Annotated in this window: 22 protein-coding genes; 9 read left to right on the forward strand and 13 right to left on the reverse strand. The window is 59.0% G+C overall.

What is annotated here, in order from left to right:
* The first annotated feature begins 82 nt into the window (after nucleotides 1-82).
* Nucleotides 83-1063 carry a LacI family DNA-binding transcriptional regulator gene (locus N438_RS15630; protein WP_094284836.1) on the forward strand — a complete coding sequence of 327 codons (981 nt, stop codon included), beginning with the start codon at nucleotides 83-85 and terminating at the stop codon, nucleotides 1061-1063.
* A 3-nt stretch (nucleotides 1064-1066) separates the two neighbouring features.
* On the opposite strand, the gene N438_RS15635 is transcribed toward N438_RS15630, so the two are convergent.
* Together N438_RS15635 and N438_RS15640 are read right to left on the reverse strand one after the other, a co-directional pair.
* Nucleotides 1067-2311: a mechanosensitive ion channel family protein gene (locus N438_RS15635; RefSeq protein WP_004202471.1), complete on the reverse strand. Its 1245-nt coding sequence runs from the start codon at nucleotides 2309-2311 to the stop codon at nucleotides 1067-1069.
* A 70-nt stretch (nucleotides 2312-2381) separates the two neighbouring features.
* Nucleotides 2382-3809: an MFS transporter gene (locus tag N438_RS15640; RefSeq protein ID WP_012968758.1), complete on the reverse strand. Its 1428-nt coding sequence runs from the start codon at nucleotides 3807-3809 to the stop codon at nucleotides 2382-2384.
* Nucleotides 3810-3917: 108 nt separating this feature from the next.
* Between N438_RS15640 and N438_RS15645 the strand changes: the two genes are divergently transcribed.
* The 3 genes from N438_RS15645 to N438_RS15660 all read left to right on the forward strand — a co-directional run bounded on the left by N438_RS15645 (nucleotide 3918) and on the right by N438_RS15660 (nucleotide 9174).
* The gene (locus N438_RS15645; protein ID WP_022065427.1) at nucleotides 3918-4784 is read left to right on the forward strand and encodes a helix-turn-helix transcriptional regulator; all 867 of its coding nucleotides are present in this window, start codon (nucleotides 3918-3920) and stop codon (nucleotides 4782-4784) included.
* 529 nt (nucleotides 4785-5313) lie between these two features.
* The gene (locus N438_RS15655) at nucleotides 5314-6348 is read left to right on the forward strand and encodes a hypothetical protein (protein ID WP_039102939.1); all 1035 of its coding nucleotides are present in this window, start codon (nucleotides 5314-5316) and stop codon (nucleotides 6346-6348) included.
* Nucleotides 6349-6444: 96 nt separating this feature from the next.
* A complete protein-coding gene (locus N438_RS15660; RefSeq protein ID WP_008805532.1) occupies nucleotides 6445-9174 on the forward strand; it encodes a sigma-54-dependent transcriptional regulator in 2730 nt (909 codons plus the stop codon).
* A gap of 52 nt (nucleotides 9175-9226) precedes the next feature.
* Here N438_RS15660 and N438_RS15665 read toward each other — a convergent pair whose 3' ends face one another.
* The 9 genes from N438_RS15665 to N438_RS15705 all read right to left on the reverse strand — a co-directional run bounded on the left by N438_RS15665 (nucleotide 9227) and on the right by N438_RS15705 (nucleotide 15840).
* Entirely contained in the window at nucleotides 9227-10213 is a 987-nt protein-coding gene (locus N438_RS15665) for an SIS domain-containing protein (RefSeq protein WP_060619380.1), read from the reverse strand.
* 64 nt (nucleotides 10214-10277) lie between these two features.
* Nucleotides 10278-11339, reverse strand: coding sequence for an SIS domain-containing protein (locus N438_RS15670; protein WP_004176977.1), 1062 nt, complete (start codon nucleotides 11337-11339; stop codon nucleotides 10278-10280).
* A gap of 17 nt (nucleotides 11340-11356) precedes the next feature.
* The gene (locus N438_RS15675) at nucleotides 11357-12211 is read right to left on the reverse strand and encodes a PTS system mannose/fructose/sorbose family transporter subunit IID (protein WP_004176976.1); all 855 of its coding nucleotides are present in this window, start codon (nucleotides 12209-12211) and stop codon (nucleotides 11357-11359) included.
* A 2-nt stretch (nucleotides 12212-12213) separates the two neighbouring features.
* Nucleotides 12214-12957 carry a PTS mannose/fructose/sorbose/N-acetylgalactosamine transporter subunit IIC gene (locus tag N438_RS15680; RefSeq protein ID WP_004183295.1) on the reverse strand — a complete coding sequence of 248 codons (744 nt, stop codon included), beginning with the start codon at nucleotides 12955-12957 and terminating at the stop codon, nucleotides 12214-12216.
* 14 nt (nucleotides 12958-12971) lie between these two features.
* Nucleotides 12972-13442, reverse strand: coding sequence for a PTS sugar transporter subunit IIB (locus N438_RS15685; RefSeq protein ID WP_008805534.1), 471 nt, complete (start codon nucleotides 13440-13442; stop codon nucleotides 12972-12974).
* A complete protein-coding gene (locus tag N438_RS15690) occupies nucleotides 13435-13869 on the reverse strand; it encodes a PTS sugar transporter subunit IIA (RefSeq protein ID WP_002893017.1) in 435 nt (144 codons plus the stop codon). The genes N438_RS15685 and N438_RS15690 overlap by 8 nt, the downstream gene beginning before the upstream one ends.
* A 248-nt stretch (nucleotides 13870-14117) precedes the next feature.
* Nucleotides 14118-14771, reverse strand: a complete 654-nt coding sequence (nfsB, locus tag N438_RS15695; protein WP_116696367.1) for an oxygen-insensitive NAD(P)H nitroreductase — start codon at nucleotides 14769-14771, stop codon at nucleotides 14118-14120.
* A gap of 119 nt (nucleotides 14772-14890) precedes the next feature.
* Complete coding sequence (locus N438_RS15700) at nucleotides 14891-15259, reverse strand: MmcQ/YjbR family DNA-binding protein (RefSeq protein ID WP_008805536.1); 369 nt, start codon at nucleotides 15257-15259, stop codon at nucleotides 14891-14893.
* Nucleotides 15259-15840: a TetR/AcrR family transcriptional regulator gene (locus tag N438_RS15705; RefSeq protein WP_012968754.1), complete on the reverse strand. Its 582-nt coding sequence runs from the start codon at nucleotides 15838-15840 to the stop codon at nucleotides 15259-15261. Before N438_RS15705 ends, N438_RS15700 begins: the two co-directional genes overlap by 1 nt.
* Before the next feature lie 179 nt (nucleotides 15841-16019).
* Between N438_RS15705 and N438_RS15710 the strand changes: the two genes are divergently transcribed.
* Together N438_RS15710 and N438_RS15715 are read left to right on the forward strand one after the other, a co-directional pair.
* A complete protein-coding gene (locus N438_RS15710) occupies nucleotides 16020-17135 on the forward strand; it encodes an MBL fold metallo-hydrolase (protein ID WP_162823038.1) in 1116 nt (371 codons plus the stop codon).
* 30 nt (nucleotides 17136-17165) lie between these two features.
* Nucleotides 17166-17507, forward strand: coding sequence for a RamA family antibiotic efflux transcriptional regulator (locus N438_RS15715; protein ID WP_002893035.1), 342 nt, complete (start codon nucleotides 17166-17168; stop codon nucleotides 17505-17507).
* A 16-nt stretch (nucleotides 17508-17523) separates the two neighbouring features.
* Here the strand turns inward: N438_RS15715 and N438_RS15720 are convergent, their stop codons facing one another.
* Nucleotides 17524-17772, reverse strand: coding sequence for a DUF1158 domain-containing protein (locus tag N438_RS15720; protein ID WP_008805539.1), 249 nt, complete (start codon nucleotides 17770-17772; stop codon nucleotides 17524-17526).
* Between the two features lie 501 nt (nucleotides 17773-18273).
* Here N438_RS15720 and N438_RS15730 point away from each other — a divergent pair.
* From N438_RS15730 to N438_RS15740, 3 genes are read left to right on the forward strand one after another with little or no spacing between them, the layout of a single operon-like run.
* Nucleotides 18274-20997, forward strand: a complete 2724-nt coding sequence (locus tag N438_RS15730) for a cation-transporting P-type ATPase (protein WP_165818803.1) — start codon at nucleotides 18274-18276, stop codon at nucleotides 20995-20997.
* Between the two features lie 53 nt (nucleotides 20998-21050).
* Entirely contained in the window at nucleotides 21051-22130 is a 1080-nt protein-coding gene (locus tag N438_RS15735; protein WP_016160440.1) for an efflux RND transporter periplasmic adaptor subunit, read from the forward strand.
* A gap of 13 nt (nucleotides 22131-22143) precedes the next feature.
* Nucleotides 22144-25236, forward strand: a complete 3093-nt coding sequence (locus N438_RS15740) for an efflux RND transporter permease subunit (RefSeq protein WP_116696369.1) — start codon at nucleotides 22144-22146, stop codon at nucleotides 25234-25236.
* 168 nt (nucleotides 25237-25404) lie between these two features.
* Here the strand turns inward: N438_RS15740 and N438_RS15745 are convergent, their stop codons facing one another.
* Entirely contained in the window at nucleotides 25405-26124 is a 720-nt protein-coding gene (locus tag N438_RS15745; protein WP_049162203.1) for a phosphodiester glycosidase family protein, read from the reverse strand.
* Nucleotides 26125-26161 lie beyond the last annotated feature (37 nt).

Below are 26161 nucleotides of genomic sequence, written 5' to 3' on the forward strand. Positions count from 1 at the left end.
TTCGCGCCAGGCTGGCAGGCTGACCAGAGGTCATTTATGATAGCCTGCAGGATCCACCTCTATCGCAGGAAGTGCAGGGTTTATGTCTATTCAGAAAATTGCTCGTCTGGCCGGCGTCTCGGTGGCCACGGTGTCGCGGGTGCTGAACAACAGCGATACGGTAAAAGCCAAAAACCGTGAGCGCGTGCTGCAGGCGATCAAAGAGAGCAACTATCAGCCGAACCTGCTGGCGCGTCAGCTGCGAACCGCTCGCAGCAATATGATCCTGGTGATGGTCTCCAATATCGCTAACCCCTTTTGCGCCGAGGTGGTGAAAGGGATAGAAGAAGAGGCGGAGAAGAATGGCTACCGCATTCTGCTGTGTAACTCCGGGTCGGATCTGGCCCGCTCGACCTCGGGCCTGCAGCTGCTCTCCGGCAAAATGGTCGACGGCATTATTACCATGAACGCGCTCTCCAGCCTGCCGGAACTGACCACCATGATTGGCGATGCGCCCTGGGTGCAGTGCGCGGAGTATGCCGACACCGGCAGCATCTCCTGCGTCGGGATTAACGACGTCGAGGCGGCTCAGGGGGCGGTGTCCCGACTGGCCGATAGCGGCCGCCGCCGCATTGCGCTCATTAATCACGACCTGAGCTATCGCTATGCCCGTCTGCGCGAGCGCGGCTATAAAAGCGTGCTGCACGTGCACGGTCTGGTGTATCAGCAGGTGACTTACGCGCAGGATCTTAGCGCGGCGGCCGGTAAACGGGCGATGGAGCAACTGCTGTCGCAAGACGAGCAGCCCGACGCGGTTTTTGCCGTTTCGGACTCGCTTGCCGCCGGAGCGCTGCGGGCGATCGCCCAGACCGGACTGCGGGTGCCGGAGGATATCGCGGTGATCGGCTTCGACGGCACCGAGCTGGCGGAAGTGGTCTCCCCGCAGCTGACCACCGTCGAACAGCCCTCCCGGGCGATCGGCCGCACGGCGGTGGATCTGTTAATGAAACGCATCGACGATCCCGACGCCGCCGTCGAGCGGGTGATGATGGACTGGCGCGTGATAGCCCGCGCCAGCGCCTGAGGATCAGCGGGAGAAGGCGCCCGCCAGCGCGCGAATGTCGTTGCCGGTGGGCGTTTGATGAATGCGTAAGCCAAACTCCTCCACCACGGCGAAGACATGGTCGAAAATATCCGCCTGGATCCCCTCATATTCCGCCCACACCACGGTGTTGGTGAAGCAGTAGATCTCGATGGGCAACCCGTTGGCATCCGGCGCCAGCTGGCGCACCATCAGGGTCATATCCTGGCGGATGCGTGGATGATGGCGTAAATACTCCTGCAGATAGGCGCGGAAGGTGCCGACATTGGTCATTCGCCGCTCATTGAGAACCGACTGTTCCCCGGCGTACTGCTGGTTCCAGGCGCTAATCTCCTCGTGGCGCGAATCCATATAGGGCTTAAGCAACTTCGCCCGGATCAGGCGCTGCTGCTCCTGTTCATCAAGAAAATGAATGCTGGTGGTGTCGATGTTGAGGCTGCGTTTGATGCGGCGGCCGCCGGAGGCCGACATGCCGCTCCAGTTTTTAAACGAGTCGGAGACCAGCGACCAGGTTGGAATGGTGGTGATGGTGTTGTCCCAGTTGCGTACCTTCACCGTGGTGAGGCCGATATCGATCACCGCGCCGTCGGCGCCGTACTTCGGCATCTCCAGCCAGTCGCCAAGCTTGAGCATATCGTTGGCAGAGAGCTGGATACCGGCCACCAGACCGAGGATCGGATCTTTAAACACCAGCATCAGCACCGCGGCCATCGCGCCGAGCCCGCTAATCAGGATCGCCGGTGACTGGCCTATCAGCAGGGAAATAATCAGGATGCCGATAATAATCGCCGTCACCAGCTTAATCCCCTGGAATATGCCCTTCAGCGGCAGCTGTGAGGCGGCGGGAAATTTCTGCGCCAGCTTTAAGATCACATCCAGCAGCGAGAAGAAGGACAGCATGGCATATATCATCACCCATAGCTGAGCCACGGTGGTTAATATTTCCGCGGCCTCGCTGCCTTTTTGCAGCCACAGCACCGCCTGCACGTTGACGATGATCCCCTGCAGGGTAAAGGCCAGTCGGTGAAAGAGTTTATTCTGCGTGATGATTTGCAGCCACAGATGGCTGCTGGCCAACGCCCGTTTTTCGAACGCGCGCAGGACCACTTTGTGCAATATCAGATGCACGACCACGGCGGTGAATAAGATAATGCCGAAGATAATCATCAGCGAGCGGGTGGGGGTTATTTCGATTCCTAAGGCGGCAATTTGCGATATTAATTCCTGCATAACGTCTCCTGAATATCCAGCGGGTATGATGACCGCTGGATAGCTATTATGCAAATCACCGCCGCCGGTATTACGACGCTACCGTCGCAGGCTGTCGGTTGAGATGATGGCGCAGCCACAGCGCGATCGCCCCCAGCAACAGCATCATGGCCACCTCGACCAGCAGAAAATCAATCAGCGCCTGCGGATAGTTTCCGCCGCCGCGACGGGCCAGCGCCAGGAACAGCGAACCAAGGATAGCCGGTCCGAGACCGAGGGTCGCCTGCTGCAGGGTGCTGAGGATGGCGCTCCCGGCCCCGGCGTCGCTGGCGCTGATATCGCGCATGCCAATCCGGTAAAAGCTGTTGACGATCAGCGCCTGACCGTAGCCGATCAGCGCCGTGGCGGGGACCAGCGTCAGGGCGGTGGTGGCGATGCCGAAGCGGGAGAAGGTGGCGCACAGCAGCAGTAGCCCGGCGATCTGCACCGCCAGACCAGTCAACAGGATCCGCCCCATGCTGTGGCGGGCGATAAGCCGCGGGGCATACAGCGCCGAAATAAAATAGGCCACGCCGAGGGCGATAAAGCTATTGCCGGACTGCCACGGCGCCATCCCCAGCCCCTCCTGCATGGTCAGCGCCATGCAGAACATAAAGCCGGACCAGGCGCTGAAAAATAGCAGGGCGATGGCCATCCCGAAGCGGATGCTGGTCAACTGCAGCAGACGCGGCGGCAGCAGGGGATGGTCGCCGCGCTGCTGCTGGCGCAGGGCGCTCTGACGCATGGCGAACAGCAGCGGCAGGACCGCCACCAGCATCAGCTGCAGCCACAGCGGCCAGTGCAGCTCCGGACCGAGGGCCATCGGGAACAGCAAGCAGCAGAGGATCAGCGCGAGGTACAGCGTGCCCTGCCAGTCAATACGCGACGGCGTCTCGCTACGGGTTTCCGGCACATAGCGGCGGCTCAGAGCCAACACCAGCAGGCAGATCGGCACATTGATAAAAAAGGCGTTGCGCCAGCCCAGCCCGGCGATGTCCGCCGATACCAGCCAGCCGCCGCCCATCTGTCCGACAATAAAGGCGATCCCGCCGATCCCACCATACAGGCTGATGGCCCGGGCGTGGGCGGGGCCTTTGAGGGTCACGTGCAGGGTGGCGAGGATCTGCGGCACAATCAGCGCCGCCCCGGCGCCCTGCAGGGTGCGGGCCGCCAGCAGGGCGCTGATGCTGTTCGCCATCCCGCACAGCAGGGAAGCGATGCCAAAGAGGGCGACGCCCCACATAAACAGGCGCCGGCGGCCATAGTTATCGCCAAGCTTACTGCCCATCGCCAGGCAGACGGCAAAGGCGACGCCGTAGAGCGCGACGATAAGCTCCAGCTGCGTGGCGCTGGCCGCCAGGGTGTGGGTGATGGCGTCCAGCGCCACATTGGTGATCGAGGTGTCAATAAGCGGCAGCATCTGGCCGCCCAGCAGCAGCAACAGACCGGCGCGGCCGGGTGAAACAGCAGACGTATTCATGGGATTCTCCATTGCGTCATTCAGCAGACCGACGTAGCATTACCGATAAATTAAACGGGTACCAGTTCCTGTCTATACTGGTACTGGCACTACTATGCTGGAGGGGTGATGACCACGATGCCGCAACGGGAGTTGACGATCGCCGTGCCGGACGATCGACGCAAACAGCTGGGGGCATTTTTGCGCGCCCGCCGCGAAAGCCTCGATCCGCAGCGCCTGGGGTTGCCCCGCGTGGGCCGCCGGCGCACGCCGGGCCTGCGTCGGGAAGAGGTGGCGATGCTCGCCGACGTCGGCGTCACCTGGTACACCTGGCTGGAGCAGGGGCGGGAGGTGAATCCGTCGGAGGCGGTGCTGGTGGGGGTCGCGAATGCCCTGCAGTGCAGTCCGCTGGAGACCCGGCACCTGTTCGTACTGGCGGGGCTGACCCCGCCGGAAGCCACCCAGGTGACGGTGTGCGAAGGCATCAGCCCCGGCACCCGCCGGATGCTGGACAGCCTGATGCCGCAGCCGGCCAGCATTCAGAAACCGAACTTTGATATTGTGGCCTGGAACGACAGCTTCTGCCGCCTGATGGGCATCGATTTCGCCACCCTCCCGGAAGAAGATCGCAACTGTATTTATCTCTATCTGACCCATGAGACCTGGCGCAGCCGGATCGAAAATCGCGATGTGCTGCCGACCTTCGTCTCTTATTTTCGCGCCGCGATGGCCGAGCACCGCGGCGATCCGGCGTGGGAAAACAAGCTGGCGCGCTTTTTCGCTGCCTCGTCGGAGTTTGAAACGCTGTGGCATCAGCGCTACGAGGTGCGCGGTGTGGAAAACCAGATTAAACATTTTAACCACCCGCAGCTCGGGCGATTCAGTCTGCAGCAGATGTACTGGTATTCGGCGCCGCGCAACGGTTCGCGCCTGCTGGTCTATCTGCCGATGGACGAGGCGGGCGAGCAGGCGCTGGCGTGGCTGGACCAACATTAATCACAAGGAATCAGATGGCTGGCAATGTGCCATCTTCGGGTATTCCCGGCCGGCGCTGCTGGACGGTTCCCTTACCCTCCGGGAGAGGGGTAGGGAAAGCACTGTCGGGAAGTCCTGTATGTGATCTACGACTTCAGCACACATTGCGCTCCCGATACGCCTTCTGCGTTATGTCACTCATGGCGCAGGGAGCGCACAGGGGGCGGCCAGTCGCCGCCGCCCCCTGTACCCCCGGGCTCCGGCCAGCAACATCGCCACTGCGTGGTACCTTCGACTTATCCCTGCAGGCTTCGGGTCGGGCCGAGGCAGCGTCCGTGCAAAACACGGCCCTCAGCCCGCATCCATGCGGGCTGCCCCGGCCTGCCGGGAACGTCTCAGCGATGTTGAGGCCGCCAGCATCGGCAGTTTCAGCAGCCCCAGGACCCGCGGTGATTTGGGTTTGTAGGCCGGGTAAGGCGTACGCCGCCACCCGGCAGAAAGGCGAGCACATTAGCGAAAACAGGTTTGTCATCAGTCTCAAGGAATGCCTATGAACGTAACCCGAAAAGAGCAGCGCATTATTCAGCGCGCGCTGAACGCCTGGCAGGCCAGCGGGGAGTTAACCCCGTCGGACAGTCAGCGGCTGGCGCACACGCTGCGCGTCTCCCCCTTCGACTGGCGGCGCCTGAGCCGCTATGCCTTCTGGACCGCGCTGGCCTGCGTGCTGATTGCTCTGGGCAGCCTGTTCGCCGACAGCGAGCTGGTGGCGTGGCTGCTGAGCCTGTTCAGCCACTCGGCGCTGACGCGGATCCTGCTGCCTGCGCTGCTGGCAGTCGTCTGCTACGGCTGGGGCTTTCGCCGCCAGCGACGGGAAACGCAATGGCACTACAGCACCGAGGCGATTTTGTTTCTGGGCGTCGTCTTTACCGCCGTGTCGCTATGGCAGCTTGGCGAACGGCTGGATAACGGCAGCGGCCATATCGCACCGCTGTTTCTGGCCGGATGCGTGATTTACGGCGCCATCGGCTATATTGCCCGCTCCGGGCTGGTGTGGCTCTTTTTTCTGCTGGCGCTGGGCAACTGGTTCGGCGCGGAAACCGGCTACGTCTCGGGGTGGGGCGCCTACTGGCTGGGCATGAACTACCCGATTCGCTTCGTCCTGTTCGGCGGCGCGCTGCTGGCGCTCTGCTACGGCGCGCAATCCCTGCTTCGCCAGCGGCAGCTGTTTACCGTCAGCAAGGCGATGGGCCTCACGTACCTGTTTATTGCGCTGTGGATCCTGTCGATTTTCGGCAATTACGACGCAGACAGCTGGTACCAGGTGAGCCAGGCGCGACTCTTGCCGTGGGGGCTGCTGTTTGCCGTAGCGGCCGGCGTCTGCATTTTTATCAGCCTGAAAACCGATGACGGAATGCTGCGCGGCTTCGGACTAACCTTCCTTGCGATCAATCTCTATACCCGTTTCTTTGAGTTTTTCTGGAACGGGATGCACAAAGTGCTGTTTTTCCTGATCCTTGCCGTCTCGCTGGCGGTGATTGGCCGCTATGCCGAGCGCATCTGGCACGCGGGGAACGTTAAGCCATGAAAAATTAAGCGCTTTTAAAGAAGTGTGGCTGACGGCAGCGACGTCCTGCGCGAATTGTCGTATAAGCGAATTTTACGCTTTTGACAGGGGAGCGAGATGAACAAGGAGTCGATTTTTCGCCAGCTAGAACAACGGATCGCCGGGCGAGCGCTGACGGCGGAAGCGCTGGGCGAGTTTAACGCTATGGCCATTGCCGATAGCTTGAAGCAAAAACGCAGCATCATCAGCCATCATCTGAATAATCTCCATCGCGAGCAGCGGGTGGTCAAAGTGAATGGTCGCCCGGTGCTGTTTTTACCCGTTACCGTTCTGCGCGATCATCACCGCCTGGCGGTTCGGCACGGCGAATACGCCTCCATTCAGGCGCTGTGCGCGGAGCGTCAGGATAGTCTGGCGCAGCTGATTGGCGCGCAGGGCAGCCTGCAGGAAGCATTGCGCCAGTGCAAGGCTGCCATCAGCTACCCTGGCGCAGGTCTGCCGCTGCTGCTGCGGGGCCCTACTGGCACTGGGAAAAGTTTTCTAGCTCGCCAGCTCTGGCACTACGCAATAGATGAAGGCATTTTACCTGCCGATGCGCCTTTTACCGTATTTAACTGCGCCGAGTACGCGAATAATCCAGAACTACTGACCTCGAAGTTATTTGGTCATGCGAAGGGGGCCTTTACCGGCGCCGATAAAGCCGTTCCTGGTCTTATCGAGACCAGCAACGGTGGGGTGTTGTTTATCGATGAGGTTCATCGGCTGCCGCCCGAAGGTCAGGAAAAGCTGTTTCATTTTATGGATAACGGTAGCTGGCGCCGGCTGGGGGAGAGCACCGATGAGCGCAGCGCCACGGTGCGGCTAATTTTTGCTTCAACCGAGGATCTGGAAAAACATTTCCTGGCGACCTTTATTCGCCGTATTCCGGTAATTGTAAAAATTCTGCCGATCGCTGAACGCGGCCAATTCGAGCGGCTGGCGTTTATCCACCACTTTTTCCGCCGTGAAGCCCAGCGTTTGAACCACGATCTGGCGTTGGATGGCGAAATCGTCAGCCAGCTCATGCGTGAAACGCTTGAAGGAAATGTCGGTGGGCTGGAAAATTTGATTCGCAATATTTGCGCCAGCGCCTGGACATTTGGCGAACGTGATAGCGGTCTTTTACACATAAAAGCGGGTTTGCTGCCCGACCGATTACTGGCGGATGCGCCTTTTTCCCTTCAGCAAAATAGCGAGCGGGTTATGATTTACCGCGATGGCGACGCGCAGCCTCTTTTTTCTGGTCGTCACCATGAATACCAACGGCTAACGGAAAATATTTGTAGCCTGTGCGAGGAGTTGGCTCAGGATAATATTAGCGTGCGGACCTTTGAAAAGCTTATTTATCAGAACGTGACGCTCTATCTTGATGCGCTGATGAATCAGGAGAGTACGGTCTCTCTGCAGGACAAACGGCTGCGCTTTATTGAAGATGTGGGCAAAGCAATCGCTGTCAATTATGACCTTCAGCTAAATGTCGAATTCGCTTATCTTACCGGCCGCTACCTCACCAGCCTCCCTCTGGCGCCGCGTAGCGTTGCTGAGCCCGTGCGTCTGGTGATGCAGCGCTGGCTGGACTCCTCGGCGGGGCTGGCGCAGCGTATCGCGGAGAAACTACTGGATGTCGTCAATAATAAATACGATCTGCTCATCGATACGCTTGACCGCCTGGCGGTTGCCGCTATCGTCAGCAATGCGATTGATGCGACCAGCGGCGGAAAAGTGAAAGCGCTGATAATCGCCCACGGTTATTCGACCGCCAGCAGCATTGCCGGCGTTGCCAACCGCCTGATTGGCGAGAAGATCTACCAGGCCATGGATATGCCGATGGAGGTGGCGTTTAACGATGTCAGTCGCGCCGTGGTTGATTATCTCCAGCATACGGACACGCGTGCGGGTGTGATGGTGCTTATTGATATGGGCTACACCAAGGAGATTGCCGATGCGCTTTTGTCGGTGATTCACGGCCCGCTGGTGGTGGTGGATAACGTAACGACCCGCATGGCGCTGAACGTTGCCAGCGAGATCGCGCTGGGAAAAAACATCGAACAAATCGCCGAAGAGATCGTGCCGCTTAATCAGTCGCGTTGGGATGTGTTCTGGCCCGCAGAAAAAAAAGAGCGTGCGCTGCTGGTGACCTGTATTACAGGTATCGGTACCGCATTTAAATTTAAAAATCTGATGGAGAAGAGCCTGCTCAACGATTTTGATATTAACATCATCGCCTGCGAGTATACGCGCTTAAAAAACAGTCGTACGGCGGTATCGTTACTCCACCAGTATGAAGTTATTGCGGTCGTGGGTACCCACGACCCGCAGCTGGCCGGAGTGCCCTGGGTTGGCATTGAGGAACTACTTGGCGAGCAGGGGCATCGACATCTGAGTCAGCTCTTAAGTGGCTATCTTAATGAAAAGCAAATTGCGCTGATTAATAAAAATATGGTTCGTGAGTTTTCGCTGCATAACGTTGTCAACTCTCTGACGATACTGAATGCCGGAAAAACCATGGGCCATATCGAAACCATTATCGCTGAGTGGCAAAATACGCTTGGTTTTCATTTTAATAATAACTTAATTATCAGTTTATATGTGCATCTCAGCTGTATGATTGAGCGTCTGGTAATGCGTAATGAAATTAGCCATTATAAAGATCTTGAGCAATTTACCCGCCAGCATGGCGAATTTATTGCCATGGTGAATCACTCGTTCCAGCGCCTGAAAATACTCTATAACGTGGCGCTACCGGTAGCGGAAATTGGCTATATTCACGATATTTTTGAATTACGTATTGAAGATTTTAGCTGGTAATTCTCAACGCAGCCCCGGAGAATTACGCCGGGGCTGGCAGGCGGCTAGCGAATCAATATTCGACTTTCCACATATAGCGGCGGGTGGTCAGCGGGTGGTTGCGGGCGGTGGCCAGCGCCAGGTTGTAAACATCCAGTACGCAGTTGTGCAGCAGGCCGCAGAAATATTCGCGCACGCTGGTGTGCAGTGTGTCGATTCCCACCTTTTCCACGTCAATAATCTGCAGTTTTCCCTGGTAATGTTCGATAAAGCGGATCGCGCGGTCATCCAGCGGGCGTGTGCGGCCGCTGCTTTTTAATAAAATAAACGGCGTTCCCGCTTCGGTAATCTCAAAGGGACCGTGGAAATACTCGCCGCTATGGATGCTCGCGGAGTTAATCCACTGCATCTCCAGCAGAATACAGATGGATTCCTGATGCGCGGCGCCGAATGAGGGGCCGCTGCCCATCATGTAGATGACCTTTTCGCTCTTCCAGGCTTCGGCAAAATGGCGCGCATCCGCCTGAACCTGCTGCTGAGCGCCGCGTACCACGGATTCAAAACTGGCAAAGGCGCTGACCATCTGATCGTAATGGGCGTATCCCTCAGTTTGCGCAAGCACTTCCAGCGCCAGCCACAGGCTGTATGCCGCTTTTTGCTGCGTCGGATCGACGGTTTCGGGATAGCGCGCCCAGCAGTATTCAATAGTGTAATCGCTGTGTTCGCACAGCGGCGTGCCGGGGGTATATACCAGTCCAATAGTGGCGGCGCCTTTCTGACGCGCGATGCGGGCGGCTTCCACCGTTTCAGCGGTGTTGCCCTGCTGCGAGGCGAGGATCACTACGCTGTTTTTACCTAACGCGTTCGGCGTCGCGTGGACAAATTCATTACTGGTAACATAGCCGACGGCCAGCTTTTTAGCTTCACAATCGAGAAAATATTTCCCCGGCCAGAAACCGGTTAATGAACCACCGCAGCCAACAAACCATACGCGCTCAATGTGCTGCTTAGATAAAATATCGCGAATAATAGTATGTGCGTTTTTATGAGCTATAGACATATTGGTCTCCTTGAGATGTAACGGGTCCTCCGCTGAATAGCGGATAACTTTTACTATGCGTCAATTAATTGGGTTGTTTACTTTTCATTTTCTGGTGGAACTGCGGATCCTTCGGTATCGCGGGATCGATGCCCTTCACTGGTGGCAGTCGGGCACAAACCATTTGTAACGGAATGATATATTCAAAGACCGCAAAGTCGGGATCGTTAATAAATGCGAAGGGCATATTTTTGCCGTTATTTTCGACTTGTGGACCAATGCGATAAATATGCTGAGTCCAGCCGCCAAGTATTTCCGCCAGGCGATCCTGACGCTCATCGGGAAACGGATCGAGCATGATCAGGGTAGAGCGCTCGTCGAAGGCGTTATAGATCCCGTGGATGAACTCCTCAAATTCATAACCGGCAACCGGACAGCGTAGCGTTTCAAGCATCTTTAGCGCACCTTCCTGAACGGTGCCAAACAGCCTTGCCGGACCGGTCAGGCGAATGTCCGCGCTGTCGATAAGCGGTCGGGCATGATTGAGAACCCACGCCTGCGAGGCCTCAATGAGCGTCGGCAAATGATTAAACGTGGTATCCATGCGGATGAGTAGCGCTTTGCGCTCCTCATCGCTCAGGCGCCGCTGGCGACTGGCGACAGCAAGCGCCAGCAGCATCAGATTAAGTATGGTGCAGTGATACCCTTTGGTTTTAGCGCCAGCCCGCTCTTCTCCACAGGGTACTGTTAAGACCAAATCTGCCGCCCGGTCGATAACGGCTGGCGCTTCCCCGGCCATGGAAGCGGTGAGATGCCCGGCTGCCCGGGCGCGTTCCATTGCGGCGAGGGTAGAGAGGCTGCCGCCTCCCTGAGAAATGCCGATGACCAGCGCTTTGTCGCTGAGGGTCAGCGCCGAATCATCCAGCAGAAAAGGCCAGTAGACATCAACGGGTAGCCCGCACCACTGCTGCATAAACGAGCGGGCGGTCAGCGCGCCGTGATAAGAGGTACCGGAGCCGGTCAGGATAATACGCGTGATGCCGCGCTCCGTTAGCGCTTTCGCCGCCTGCCAGAGATCTTCCCGCGTCTGCGTCAGCATAGCGAGCAGACGGGCGGGTGTTTCATTCATATAGTCTTCTACGTGCATGGGTGATATTCCTCTTCTTAAAGCAGGCCTAGCGCGCTGGCCGCCATGCCAAACGCGACGGTTCCTAGCAGGATCCAGTTAATATTGACTCCCTTACGGATCAACTTGTACATCCCGAGGGTGAAAAGCAGCGGCAGCAGCGAAGGAAGAATTTTGTCAATAAACTCCTGCGCCTTCATGGTGGTCTGCCCGGCGGTAAAGCTGAGCGGGGTGGTGATATCTATCATGCTGGCGGTCATCGCGCCGACGACCATGAGGCCAACAATTGATGCGATATAGGTCACCCGGTCCATAAGGCCGCTTTGGTAAATTCTCATCAGCCAGGTCGTACCCGCCCGGTAGCCGAGCTTCAGGCCATACCAGCGGCACAAAAGATGCGGCAGGTTATAAACTAACAGCGCCAGTATCGGTCCCAGCAGGCTGCCCTGCTGGGCGAAATAGATACCCATCCCGGCGGCGATAACCTTTAATGATCCCCAGAAAATGGAGTCGCCGATGCCCGCCAGCGGTCCCATCAGGCTGGTTTTAATCGCGTTTATCGACTCCTCATTAAATTCGGGGTTACGCTGGTTCTCTTCTTCCATGGCAATCGACAGGCCGAAGATAAAGGTCGAGAGATGGGGCGTGGTGTTAAACAGCACCAGATGACGCTGCAGGGCGCGCCCCAGCTCCGTTGGGTCCTGATAGATACGCTTCAGGGCTGGCGACATGGCAAAGGCGTAGCCCATATGCTGCTGGCGCTCGTAGTTCCACGAGCCCTGTAGCGTAAAGGAGCGCCAGAACACGCTGCGTAAATCGCGGGCGGTGATGCGGCTTGCGTCATCGCTTTGCGGCTGGGTAGCGCCAGTCACAGTTTGCGTCATTTCGCTCATGATTAGCTCTCCTGCTGCTTAAGATTAAGGAACTGGCTGATGATAAATGCCAACACCACAGCGAACAGCGCAATGGCGATGATATCCAGTTTGGTATATGCCGCTATCAGAAATCCCAGACCGAGGTACGGCATTAGTTTGCTGCTGAGCATCATGCTGATCAGCAGGGCGAAGCCGAGCGCTGGCAGGATCTTACTGGCGACGATCAATCCGTTGGTTATCACCGGTGGAATGGCCTCCAGGAACCAGCTTACCGCCGAAGAACCAAGCAGAATGGCAAAAAATACCGGTAGAAATCCGTTTAAAAAATAGAGTAGCGTCGGACCGGCGAGGTGCATCAGGCCGACCATTCGGGTATTACCCTGTGCCGCATAGCGATCCGCCAGATGACCAAAGCGGGCGTTCACCACGCGCACCAGGATGCCTAGCGTCTGCGCCAGCATTGAGACAGGGATGGCGATGGTGAGCGCAGCCTCCGGACCGCGGCCGGACATGATCGAAAACGCGGTGGCCAATACGGAGCCGGTCACGATATCTGGCGGGTGCGCGGCGCCGATGGCGACGTTGCCGAGGAAAATAAGCTCCAGCGTAGCGCCAATCAGAATCCCCTCATGCAAATTACCGCAAACCAGACCGGTGAGGGCGCACATCACCAGCGGTCGATCGATCATTGATACCCCAAGCAGGCGGCCATCAAGTATCCCCAGGGCGGCGATCAGGCCGAGTAACGTTGCGGTGAGCAACATAGTGACCTCCGAAGTTAAAGTTGGTCGTTAAGGAGTTCAGCCGAGTGGGCGGGTACCTGACGCATCTCCAGCCGAATGCCTTTTTCTTTTAGCGCTCTGCTATGGGCGATTTCCTCGTCGGTCAGATAGATGGCCTTGCCGAATTGTCTTGCCCCTTCCTTCTGTGGCAGACCACCGTAATTAATTGCGCTAATTCCCGGGATTTTTTCCACTAGCGCGAGGGTTTCCGCAGTATTGCCAAGGACCACCATGACTTTTTTATGATCCAACTTGCCGCTGTTAAGCTTTTCCGCCGCCTGTTCAACGGTGGCGATGTCCAGCGTGACGCCCGCTGGCTTTGCCAGGTTAAGCGACATCGTAATGAAGGCATCCGCCGCGGCTTTGGCGTTGGCGACGATGATATGGTCGATATCCAGCGCTCGGGTCCAGGCAAAAACCACCTGGCCGTGCAGCAGCCGATAATCAATGCGCACGAGTTTAATCATGAGATTCTCCCTGTGGGTCAGAGGATGGTTGTGTTATTAGAGGATTGATGAAAACAATGGATTCACGCGCCGCGCTGGTGGCGTAGATAATCGCGGCCTCGGTAGTGGCTTCTTCGCACAGCAGAAACTCCAGCAGCAGAGTCAGATTGATGCCGGCGACCACGAAAACGTTGCGATGTCGCATCAAGACGCTCACGGCGCTATTGTTGATACTGCCGCCAAGCAGGTCGGTGAAGATCACCACTTCATCACCATTCGCCTGGACGATGAGATGCTCCAGGGTTTGCTCCAGCTGTTCGGTGGTCACGATATCTTCGTCATAGGCGCAGACCGGGATAACGCCGTGTTCGTCGCCAATCAGCAGCGACAAACTGTTCACCAGTCCGCGAGCAAAATGGCCGTGGCTGGCCACATAGATATGTTTCACCCGGTTTCTCCTTCATCCAGATAGCGGTATCTGTTAAGAGCAAAGGGCGTGCCAGAAATAAAAAGTATTATTTATCAATTAATTAAATCGGCTGGTTCACACTAAAGTCGTTATTCCTGGCACAAGCGGGCTCATTAGCGCCAGAAACCTGGCACAAACGGCAGAATAAGAGGGGAAAGAGTGGGGGGAAGAAAGTCCCGGGCGAGACGCTGCTGCGCTATGGCCCGGGCGTTCCCGGCAGAAGGGAATTAAATCTCGGTAATGGTCGTCGACTGCGGCAGACGCGACTTCGGCAGGGTGGCGTTGAAATCTTCCACGCTATGGTGGCCGACCGGGACCACCACCAGGCTGGTGTAGCCCTGGGCTTTCAGGTCAAATTCCTCATCGAGTATCGCAAAATCGACCCCTTCGATCGGCACGGCGTCGAGACCCATCGCCGCCACGCCCAGCAGGAAATTGCCGACGTTGAGATACACCTGCTTCGCCATCCACTGATCGTCATCTTTCAGCTCTTTGCGGTGCATATCGGCAAAGAACGTACGACCCTTGTGGTTAGCGGCTTTTGCGTCCGGGGTGGCGAAACGGCCATCGGCCTCTTCCTGATCCACCACACGCTGCAGCCAGGCGTCGTCCATCGCGGTTTTCGCGCAGAACACCACCACGTGCGAGGCGTCGAGAATTTTGCGTTCGTTGAACACGTAGGTGCCGCTGGCGGCTTTGGCTACGCGAGCTTTCCCTTCATCGGTGCTGGCGACGATAAAGTGCCACGGCTGGGAGTTGGTGCTAGACGGGCTGTACTGCAGCAGCGTTTTCAGCTGTTCGGCTTCGCTGGCAGTCAGCTTTTTCGTGGCGTCAAAGGCCTTGGTGGAATAGCGCGTTAAAGCGACCGATACGATATCCATAACTCTTCCTCACAGTTTACAGCACCTTACCGGTGCGTTAAGGAGAGGAAGAGTACAGCGAAGATCGCCAAATGATAAGGGTGAAAAATGCGATAACACTTATCGCATTTGGCTGAAAATCAGCGCGGACGCAGGCGCTGCTGGGCCTTTTTACTCAGCTTGTTCACCACCTGATGCCACGAATCGTCAATCAGCTCGGCCAGCAGATCCTCGCTGATATCCTCTCCCGGCACCACCGTGATCCAGTGTTTCTTGTTCATATGGTAGCCCGGTTCGATACTGCGATAAATTTCCTGATTGAGCAGCGACTTCTGCGGCTCAGCCTTCAGGTTGACCAGCGCCCGGCCGCGAATGGTCATGGTGATCATAAAGATACGGCCATCGACCTTAAACACGTCGTACTCTGGCCCAAAAGGCCAGCAGTGCTCGGTAAACGGGTAGGTCAGGGCGATACGATGAGCGCAGGGATGCAGCATCTCGGGGGTCATTAGGCGTCCGCCTCATGCAGGGCGTTCCACATGGCTTCAAAGCCGAGGGCGATAATCTCCCGGGCGCGCTGCGGATCGTGGCTGGCGAATTCGATGGTGGTCTCCGCCAGCGACAGAAACAGGGCATCGCCAAAGGCGCGGTACGCCTCGCTGAGAAAAATCTCTTTCACCGACAGTTGGCACATTTCGTTGAGCTCCGGGAAGCTCTCTTTTACCTGGCGACGGGTTTCGTCGGTGATGCGCTCGCTGAGCGCCATCCGGCGGATCGCCTTGTGCTCCATCGGGTTGCGCACGCCCCAGTCGATATAGCTGTTCCAGATATTGCGCGCGTTCTCTTTCGGGCGCTTCTCGTGCGGATCCAGCCCGGCGATCATTGTGCGCACCAGGCGCAGCTTAATCGCGAGGTACAGCTCGTTGAGCAACTCATCCTTGGTGGCGAAATAGCGAAACAGCGTCCCCTCGGCCACCCCAGCGCTGCGGGCGATGGCCGACGTCGAGGCGGCGATGCCGGACTGGGCGAAAGCCGCGGTGGCAGCTTCCAGTAACGCTTGCTTTTTATCTTCACTCTTTGGACGAGCCACTACTTTTTTCCTCACGCAGGTTTAAACAAACCGCCGATCTTTGCACGTCTGACCAGGTCGCTGCAACGGCGGAACGCAAAAATTGAAAATCGTCTTGACGACTTTCATCACTTTCCTAATAATGAGTGCGTACTCACTCATAATCAAGTTATATCACAAAGCCTCCGGGATGGGGGCTTTTGTCTGGTCAGGATATGAACCGTGTCACTTTTAGCGTGGTCGCCATCATGTTACTCGCAGCAGCAACGACATTGCCGTTTGTCCTCAATGCCGGTTTTGGTAAGGCGCCGCAGGGGGCACAGCTTAGCCAGGTGGAAGCGTCTCCCCACTACCGGGACGGCCAGTTCCATAACCCATTGCCCACGCCAGGGTTCACCGGGCAGAAAAATATGCTGGCGGCGTGGTGGGATTTCCTGATGACCAAACGGGAAAACGCCCGTCCCGCTCAGCCGCTGCCGCTGGTGAAGACCGACCTGGCGACGCTGCCCCTGGGGCAGGATGTGATGGTCTGGCTCGGCCACTCCTCCTGGTACCTGCAGCTGGCAGGAAAACGTATCCTGATCGATCCGGTGTTCAGCGATTACGCGGCGCCGTTCTCCTTTATCAATAAAGCCTTTCCCGGCGACTATCCGTGGCGGGCGGAAGGGATGCCAGACATCGATCTGCTGATCATCTCCCACGATCACTACGACCATCTGGATTACGCCACCATCCGCGCCTTGCTGCCGAAAATTAAGCGGGTCATTACGCCGTTGGGCGTCGGGTCGCATCTGCGCTACTGGGGGATGGACGGGGCGCTGATTACCGAAGCGGACTGGCAGCAGGCGATCCCGGTCAGCGATGAATTCACCGTTCACGTTCTGCCGGCGCGGCACTTTTCCGGCCGTGGACTGAAGCGTAACCAGACGCTGTGGGCCAGTTTTCTGTTCGTCACCCCGCAGCAAAAAATTTATTACAGTGGCGACAGCGGCTATGGGCCGCACTTCAAAGCGATTGGTGATGAATTTGGTCCGGTTGATCTGGCGATCATGGAGAACGGGCAGTATGACCAGGACTGGAAATATATTCACATGATGCCGGATGAAACGGCTCAGGCTGCCGACGACCTGCGCGCCCGCGCGGTGCTGCCTGGGCATGCAGGACGGTTTGTTCTGGCGAAACACAGCTGGGATGAACCGTATCAACGGCTGGCGGCTGCCAGCGAAGGAAGGGCCTGGCGTCTGCTGACGCCTATGCAGGGCGAGCCGCTGTGGGTCGCCGATAAGACGCAATCATTTAACGCCTGGTGGCGCTAAGCGCCAGTGCAGTTTCAGAGGAGAGAGCATATGACGATTTCCGCTCAGGTGATTGACACTATCGTCGAGTGGATTGATGACAACCTGCATCAACCGCTGCGTATTGATGATATCGCTCGCCATGCCGGGTATTCGAAATGGCATCTGCAACGGCTGTTTTTACAGTACAAGGGAGAGAGCCTTGGGCGCTATATTCGTGAAAGGAAGCTGCTGCTGGCCGCCCGCGATCTGCGCGACACCGATCAGCGGGTCTACGATATCTGCCTGAAGTATGGCTTCGATTCGCAACAGACCTTTACCCGCGTCTTCACCCGGACCTTCAACCAGCCGCCGGGCGCCTACCGCAAAGAAAACCACAGCCGCGCCCACTGAGGCGCGCTCTCCTGGTTTACCGTTCGAGGGAGAACCAGCGACGCCACACCCAGCGCAGCACCAGAAATTCAAGGGTGCCCAGCGCTAAGAACCACAGACAAAACAACACCGTATAGAGCTGGTTGAGATCCATCATATGGAATGTCTCAACCAGCTTTTGCGCCAGCGTCAGGCCCAGCGAAGGCGCGGGCAACAGCAGACAGGAGAGCAGGGCCAGCAGTAAGATCCCGGCGGCGGAGAGAAGCGTTTCCAGCGGATGTTTCATGTCATGTTAATCATCAGTTAAAAAACATATTGTCCGGTAAAATAATGCTTAACGCAATATGCTTTGTTTTTTTACTCTCTATAACACGGCTATTTTAAATATTATTGCCTGCCTTTCGCTCTCATGTTAATTAATCTGAAATAATTTGTAATTAAGTTAATTGCAGCTGGGTGTAAATTAACGTCATTATTATGCCAGCGCTTTTACAAAACTATAAGTGCTATATCCCACCAGCGTGGCAACAATGATGGCCAGCAGGATGTACAGCACCAGACGGCGTCCGCGGTAGATTCCAAACATATTTAACCTCGTTTAGTTTTGGTTTATTAATATTCTGTAATATTTATCTTGTGAATTAACTTATCACACATTTTGTATTTTGCGAAAAATTTAGGCGGATATTGGATCACATTTTTACCGGCTTTTTAGCCACGTTTTACTTCATTGGCCAGGAATGATTTCAGGCTTTCCGATTCACGGAATTTATAAGGAAAATGTAATTTGACCAAGATGAATAACCCAAAGTTTACGACGCCCTCGGGCGACACCGCGCCACGGCAGGTCTGGCAGCAGACCGTTGACGCAGTGCTGGCGCAGACAAAAAGCCAGGCCGCTGGGTTAAATTCCGCAGACGCCGCCGAGCGCCTGAATACCTTTGGTCCGAATGCCCTGCCGGAAAAGAAGGGTAAACCGGGCTGGCTGCGCTTTCTCGCCCACTTTAACGACGTACTGATTTACGTGCTGCTGGCTGCCGCGGCGCTGACCGCCATTATGGGTCACTGGGTCGATACCCTGGTGATCCTCGGCGTGACGGTGATTAACGCCCTGATCGGTCATATCCAGGAGAGCAACGCCGAAAAATCCCTGCAGGGGATCCGCAACATGCTCTCCAGCGATGCCCGCGTCCAGCGTAACGGCAAACATGAGACTATCCCGACGCGCGACCTGGTTCCAGGGGACATCGTTATCCTGCGCGCCGGCGACCGCGTACCAGCGGATATGCGCCTGATTGAAACCCACAACCTGCGGGTGGAAGAGGCGATCCTCACCGGCGAGTCGACGGTGGTGGATAAAATCACCGACGCGCTGGAGGGCGACCTGCCGCTGGGCGACCGGGTGAACATGGTCTTCTCAGGCACCACCGTCAGCGCTGGCGGCGGCATCGGCGTGGTGACCGCCACCGGCGCGGAGACCGAACTCGGCCATATCAACCAGATGATGGCGGGCATTGAGAAGCACCGTACCCCGCTGCTGGTGCAGATGGATAAGCTCGGCAAAGCGATTTTTGTCATTATCCTCGCCATGATGGTGGCGCTGTTTATCTTTAGCCTCGCGCTGCGGGATATCCCGATGGGCGAGCTGCTGCTGTCGCTGATTAGCCTGGCGGTGGCCGCGGTACCGGAGGGGCTGCCGGCGATCATCTCGATTATTCTGTCGCTGGGCGTGCAGACGATGGCGCGCAAGCGGGCGATTATTCGTAAGCTGCCGACCGTGGAAACTCTCGGCGCCATGACTGTGGTCTGTTCGGATAAAACCGGCACTCTGACGATGAACGAAATGACCGTCAAAGCGATCATCACGGCAGACTGCTGCTACCGGGTGGAAGGCGACAGCTATGAGCCGCAGGGACGGATCTTCCTTGAGGGGAGCGACGAGCCCGTGCAGGTTCAGCCCGGCACCGTGCTGGAGACCTGGCTGCGCACCATCGACCTGTGTAACGACAGCCAGCTTACCCAGGATGAGCGCGGTCTGTGGGGGATCACCGGCGGGCCGACCGAAGGGGCGCTGAAGGTGCTGGCGGCGAAAGCGCAGCTCCCGGCGGTGGAGGCCCGTCTGGTGGCCAAGATCCCCTTTGACTCACAGTACAAATATATGTCGACCCTGCAGCACATCGATGGCGAGGCCCGGGTGCTGATCACCGGTGCGCCGGACGTTATCTTCGCCATGTGCCGCGAGCAGATGAGCCGCCACGGCGCGGTGCCGTTCGAGGCGCAGTACTGGGAAGAGGAGATGGCGCGCTTCGCCCGTCAGGGACTGCGCATGGTGGCGGCGGCCTGTAAGCCTGCCAGCCTTGATGCCACCACCCTCAACCATGAGGACCTGCAGGAGGGGCTGATTTTCCTCGGCATCGCCGGGATGATGGATCCCCCGCGTCCGGAAGCCATTGACGCCATCCATGCCTGCCAGACCGCCGGGATCCGCGTGAAGATGATCACTGGCGACCACCCGCAGACGGCGATGAGCATCGGCCAGATGCTGGGGATCACCAACAGCAGCCAGGCCATGACCGGCTACCAGCTGGAGCACATGGACGATGCGGCGCTGGCGAAGGCGGCGGTGGAGTACGACATCTTTGCCCGTACCAGCCCGGAGCATAAGCTGCGCCTGGTGAAAGCCCTGCAGGATAACGGCGAAGTGGTCGGCATGACCGGAGACGGCGTCAACGACGCGCCGGCGCTGCGCCAGGCCGACGTGGGTATCGCCATGGGTATCAAAGGTACCGAAGTCACCAAAGAGGCGGCTGACATGGTGTTGACCGATGATAACTTCGCGACCATCGCCAGCTCGGTAAAAGAGGGCCGTCGGGTCTATGACAACCTGAAGAAGACCATCCTCTTCATCATGCCGACCAACCTGGCGCAGGGGCTGCTGATCATCATCGCCCTGCTGGCGGGGAACATTATTCCGCTGACCCCGGTGCTGATCCTGTGGATGAACATGGCGACGTCGGCGACGCTCTCCTTCGGCCTGGCCTTTGAAGCCGCAGAGCGCAACGTGATGAACCGCCCGCCGCGTAAAACCGGCCAGCACGTTATGGATGGCTTCGCCGTGTGGCGAGTGGCTTTTGTCGGGTCTATGATTGCTATTGCCGCCTTTATCCTTGAGGCCTGGCTGGTGCCGCGCGGCCACAGTCCGGAGTTTATCCGCACCGTGCTGCTGCAGATGCTGGTGACGGCGCAGTGGGTCTACATGATCAACTGCCGCAGCAGCGACAGCTTCTCCTTGAGCATGGGTCTGCTGCGCAACAAAGGCATCTGGCTGGTGACCGGTGTCCTGCTGCTGATGCAACTGGTCATTATCTATGTCCCGCTGATGCAGAGCATGTTTGGTACGGAAGCGCTGCCGCTGCGCTACTGGTTTATCACCCTGGTCATCGGCGTCGCCATGTTCCTGGTGGTGGAAGTTGAGAAGCGCCTGACGCGCCGGTTCCGCAAAACGGCTTGATTGATCTCGCGCGCCTCGCTGCAGGCGCGCGTTACTTTCGCAAGGATCCCCCTATGATTAAAACCTTCCGCTTTGCTCTGCTGGCCTGCGGTCTGGCCGGCGGCGCCCTGACGGCGACCGCCGCGCCGGCGGTGCCGGTCCGCGTCGCCACGGTTGAACTGGCGCCTCATGCTGAAGAACGCGCCATCCCCGGACGGGTCGAGGCGATCCGCGCCGTCGACATTCGCGCGCGCACCGAAGGGGTGATAGTTCAGCGCCACTTCCAGGATGGCCAGTATGTTACCGAGGGCGACCTGCTGTTTACCCTCGACGACGCGCAGCCCCGCGCGGCCCTGGCCCTGGCGCAGGCCGAGCTGAAAAGCGCCGAAGCCTCATTACGTCAGTCGCAGCAACTGCTCACTCGCTACGAGCGGCTCATTAACAACCACTCCATCAGCCGCAACGACGTCGACACGGCCCGGATGCAGCGCGACGTCGCCGCCGCCGCCGTGCAGCAGGCGAAAGCCCGCGTCGAGGCCCAGCAGATTGTGCTCAGCTACACCCGGATTGCGGCGCCGGTGACCGGTCGCGTGGGCCACAGCGCCTTTCACGTCGGGACGCTGATTAACCCATCCAGCGGCGTGCTGGTGGACATCGTGCAGCTGGATCCGGTGCGGGTGTCGTTCGCTCTCGACGAAGCCGCGTTTTTCAGCAAAACCGGCCAGCACGCCGACATCCACGCCCTGAAGCAGGCGTGGCTGGCGCAGATTGAGGTTGATGGCAAACGGCGCGATGGGGTGTTGACCTCCATCGATAACCGGATTGACGCCCGCACCGGCAGCGTGGCGGTGCGGGCGGAGTTCGCCAATCCGCAGCACCGTCTGCTGCCGGGCGGCAGCGTAACGATCCTGTTCCGTCCGCAGGAACTGCAGTCGCGGGTGATGATCCCGGCCGCCGCCGTGCAGCAGGATCCGCAGGGCTTTTTCAGCTGGGTGCTGAAGCCGGACCACACCGCCGGGCAGCGTCGTCTGACCCTCGCGGGGCAGCAGGGGCAGCAGTTTGCGGTTGAGAAAGGGCTGCAGGCGGGCGAGCAGGTGATCACCGACGGCGCGCAGCGTTTACGCGAAGGCGCCGCGGTACAGGTGCTGAACTAAGTAAGGAGAAGGGATGCTGACCTTTTTTATCTGTCGTCCGCGATTTGCCATGGTGATCGCGCTGCTGCTGACCTTTGTCGGCGCGGTGTCGCTGAAGCTGATCCCGGTGGAGCAGTACCCGGCGATCACCCCGCCGGTGGTGAACGTCAGCGCCAGCTGGCCGGGCGCCAGCGCGTCAGATGTGGCGGAAGCCATCGCCGCCCCGCTGGAGACCCAGCTCAACGGCGTCGATCATATGCTGTATATGGAGTCCACCAGCTCGGATGAGGGAACGTACCGCCTGAGCATTACCTTCGCGGCGGGCACCGATGCCGACCTGGCGGCGATCGACGTGCAAAACCGGGTGGCGCAGGCGCTGGCGCAACTCCCGGCGGAGGTGCAGCAGAATGGCGTCCAGGTCCGCAAGCGCGCCAGCAACCTGCTGATGGGGGTGAGCCTCTACTCGCCGCTGGGCACGCTGTCGCCGCTGTTTGTCAGTAACTACGCCAGCACCCAGGTGCGCGAGGCGCTGGCCCGCCTGCCCGGCGTCGGCGAGGTGCAGATGTTTGGCGCCCGGGATTACAGTATGCGCATCTGGCTGCGCCCGGACCGCATGAACGCGCTCAACATCACCACGGATGACGTTGCCCAGGCGCTGCGCGAGCAGAATGTGCAGGGCGCGGCGGGGCAGGTGGGTACCCCGCCGGTATTCAACGGCCAGCAGCAGACGCTGACCATCAACGGGCTGGGGCGTCTTAACGAGGCGGCCAGCTTTGGCGAGATTATCCTCCGCCGCGGCGCGCAGGGGCAGCTGGTTCGCCTCGCCGACGTGGCGACCATTGAGCTGGGCGCCCGCAGCTACAGCTCCGGCGCGCAGCTGAACGGTAAAGCGTCGGCCTATCTGGGGATCTACCCGACGCCCACCGCCAATGCCCTGCAGGTCGCCAGCGCAGTGCGTGCGGAGCTTAACCGCCTGCACACTCGCTTTCCGGCGGATCTCACCTGGGAGGTGAAGTTCGATACCACCCGCTTTGTGGCGGCGACGATCAAAGAGATCGGCGTCTCGCTGGCGCTGACCCTGCTGGCAGTGGTCGTGGTGGTGTCGCTGTTCCTGCAGAGCTGGCGAGCGACGCTGATCGTAGTGCTGGCGATCCCGGTGTCACTGATCGGCACCTTTGCGGTGCTCTATCTGCTGGGCTACAGCGCCAACACCCTCAGCCTGTTCGCGATCATTCTCGCCCTGACAATGGTGGTGGATGACGCCATTGTGGTGGTGGAGAATGTGGAAACCAAAATGGCGGAAGGGCTGGATCGCCTGCAGGCCACCGCCCAGGCGCTGCAGCAGATCGCCGGGCCGGTGATCGCCACGACCCTGGTGCTGCTGGCGGTATTTGTGCCGGTGGCGCTGCTCCCGGGGATCGTCGGCGAGCTGTACCGGCAGTTTGCCGTGACGCTCTCCACCGCGGTGGCCCTGTCGAGCCTGGTGGCGCTAACCCTGACGCCGGCCCTCTGCGCACTGCTGCTGCGCCCGCGTCCCGCCCGGCCAGCGGCGGTGTGGCGGGCGTTTAACCGTCTTCTCGACGGCACCCGCGACGGCTATGGCCGACTGGTAGGCTGGATGAACCGCCGTCCCTGGCTGGCGCTGGCGGCGACGGTGGCGGCAGGCGCGCTGGTGGCGTTCAGCTTCACCTCGATGCCGAAAGGCTTCCTGCCGCAGGAAGATCAGGGTTACCTGTTTGCCAGCGTGCAGCTGCCGGAGGCGGCGTCGCTGGAGCGTACCGAAGCGGTGATGGCCCAGGCGCGCAAGCTGCTGATGGCTAACCCGGCGGTGGAGGATGTGATTCAGGTGTCCGGGTTCAACATTCTCAACGGCACCAGCGCCTCTAACGGCGGGTTTATCTCGGTGATGCTCAAGGACTGGCACCAGCGGCCGCCGCTGGATGCGGTGATGGCGGATATTCAGCGCCAGCTGCTGTCGCTACCCGAGGCGACGATCATGACCTTCGCGCCGCCGACCCTGCCGGGCCTGGGCAATGCCTCGGGATTTGACCTGCGCATCCTGGCGCAGGCCGGTCAGTCGTCGGCGGAGCTGGAGCAGGTGACGCGGCAGATCCTCCAGCTGGCGAACCAGCATCCTCAACTGAGCCGGGTGTTTACCACCTGGAGCAGCAACGTGCCGCAGCTGACCCTGACGGTCGACCGCGACCGGGCGGCGCTGCTGGATGTGCCGGTGGCGCAGATTTTCAGCAGCCTGCAGACGGCGTTCGGCGGCACGCGCGCCGGCGATTTCAGCCGTAACAATCGTGTCTATCATGTGGTGATGCAAAATGAGATGCAGTGGCGCGAGCGGGCAGAGCAGATTAGCGAGCTGTACGTCCGCAGCCGCGACGGCGAGCGGGTGCGGCTGAGCAATCTGGTCACCATTACGCCGACGGTGGGGGCGCCGTTTATTCAGCAGTACAATCAGTTCCCGTCCGTTTCAGTGAGCGGTTCAGCGGCCGAGGGGGTCAGCAGCCGCACGGCGATGGCGGCCATGGAGCAGATTTTGCAGGCCCATCTGCCGCCGGGATATGACTATGCCTGGAGCGGGATCTCCTGGCAGGAGCAGCAGACCGGCAATCAGGCAGTGTGGATCGTGCTGGCGGCGGTGGCGATGGCGTGGCTGTTCCTGGTGGCGCAGTATGAGAGCTGGACGCTGCCGGCGAGCGTCATGCTCTCGGTGCTGTTCGCCATCGGCGGAGCGCTGCTCTGGCTGTGGACCGCGGGCTATGCCAACGATGTGTATGTTCAGATAGGGCTGGTGCTGCTGATTGCCCTGGCGGCGAAGAACGCGATTCTGATTGTTGAATTCGCCCGCAGCCGGCGCGAGGAGGGGCTGTCGATTGTCGATGCCGCGCGCGAGGGGGCCACCCGCCGCTTCCGCGCGGTGATGATGACCGCGGTGTCGTTTATTATCGGCATTATGCCGATGATGCTCGCCACCGGCGCCGGGGCGCAGAGTCGGCGGATCATCGGCACCACGGTATTCAGCGGTATGCTGGTGGCGACGATGATTGGCATCCTGTTTATCCCGTCGCTGTATGTGCTGTTTCAGCGTATGCGTGAGTGGGCGCATCGGCGGGGGTAAGTGTTGCGCTACCGGTCAGTAACGGGGATACTCAAGGCTGCAACGTCTGCCGGGCGGTCCCCTCTCCTCCGGGGGAGAGCCAGGGTTAGGGGGAATTTTCCGTTCACGTTGCGTTTGGGCGTTAGCCCCGCCTTATCTGCCGGAGCAACAGCGTCTGCCGGGCGCCCGCTACTTCCTCTCCACCGTTATCATGGTCACGAACGGATGATACTGCCACGGCACGCTGGCGCCTTTGCGGTACATCTTCGACAGCGTGCCGTCGAGATAGAGCATCTGCCGCACCCCGAGCTTTGACTGCGCATAGCAGGCAAAATCATAGAAGTTGGTCTCGCGATCGCTGAGCATAAACACCACCCGGCCCTGCTTATCGATACCCACCCCGTTACGCAGCTTGCGCGAACTGGCTGAGGGCTTCAGCCGCCAGTTGATGACGCCATTCTCAATCAGCATCGGGCCGGACTGCACCGCATAACGGATGGCGGGAGAGGGTTTGTATGCCGGCAGCGGCACGATTTTCGCCCGGCCGTTCGCCACCAGGAACACGCCGCCGGGGCGGATAAAGAAGTTCCCGCCGCCGGCGGAACGGTTTACCGGCGTCAGCCGTTTACCGTCTTCGATATACAGCCCCAGCGGCGCGTAGGCTTTATCGTAAATGCCGCCGTTCATCGCCATCTGCACCCGGCCGTCGCCATCGATACCCGCCAGCAGCGAACGCAGGGAACCCCACGCTTTGCCGTGCCGATCCTGCCAGTACATCGCAATGCGCTCTTTCTGCGCATCCACCCGATAGCTCTGCAGGGTCAGCTTCGGGTCGGTGAGGGTACAGGCGGCGCTGGCGACGGCGGCCAGGGGCAGCAGCGCCAGGGGGAGCAGGCAACGTAATAACATGGGCAGTCCTTTCTATGGTCTGCGCCGAGTATACCCG

Origin of the sequence: Klebsiella sp. GL120222-02 (genome assembly GCF_003097195.1) — a bacterium.
GTDB lineage: Bacteria > Pseudomonadota > Gammaproteobacteria > Enterobacterales > Enterobacteriaceae > Klebsiella > Klebsiella variicola.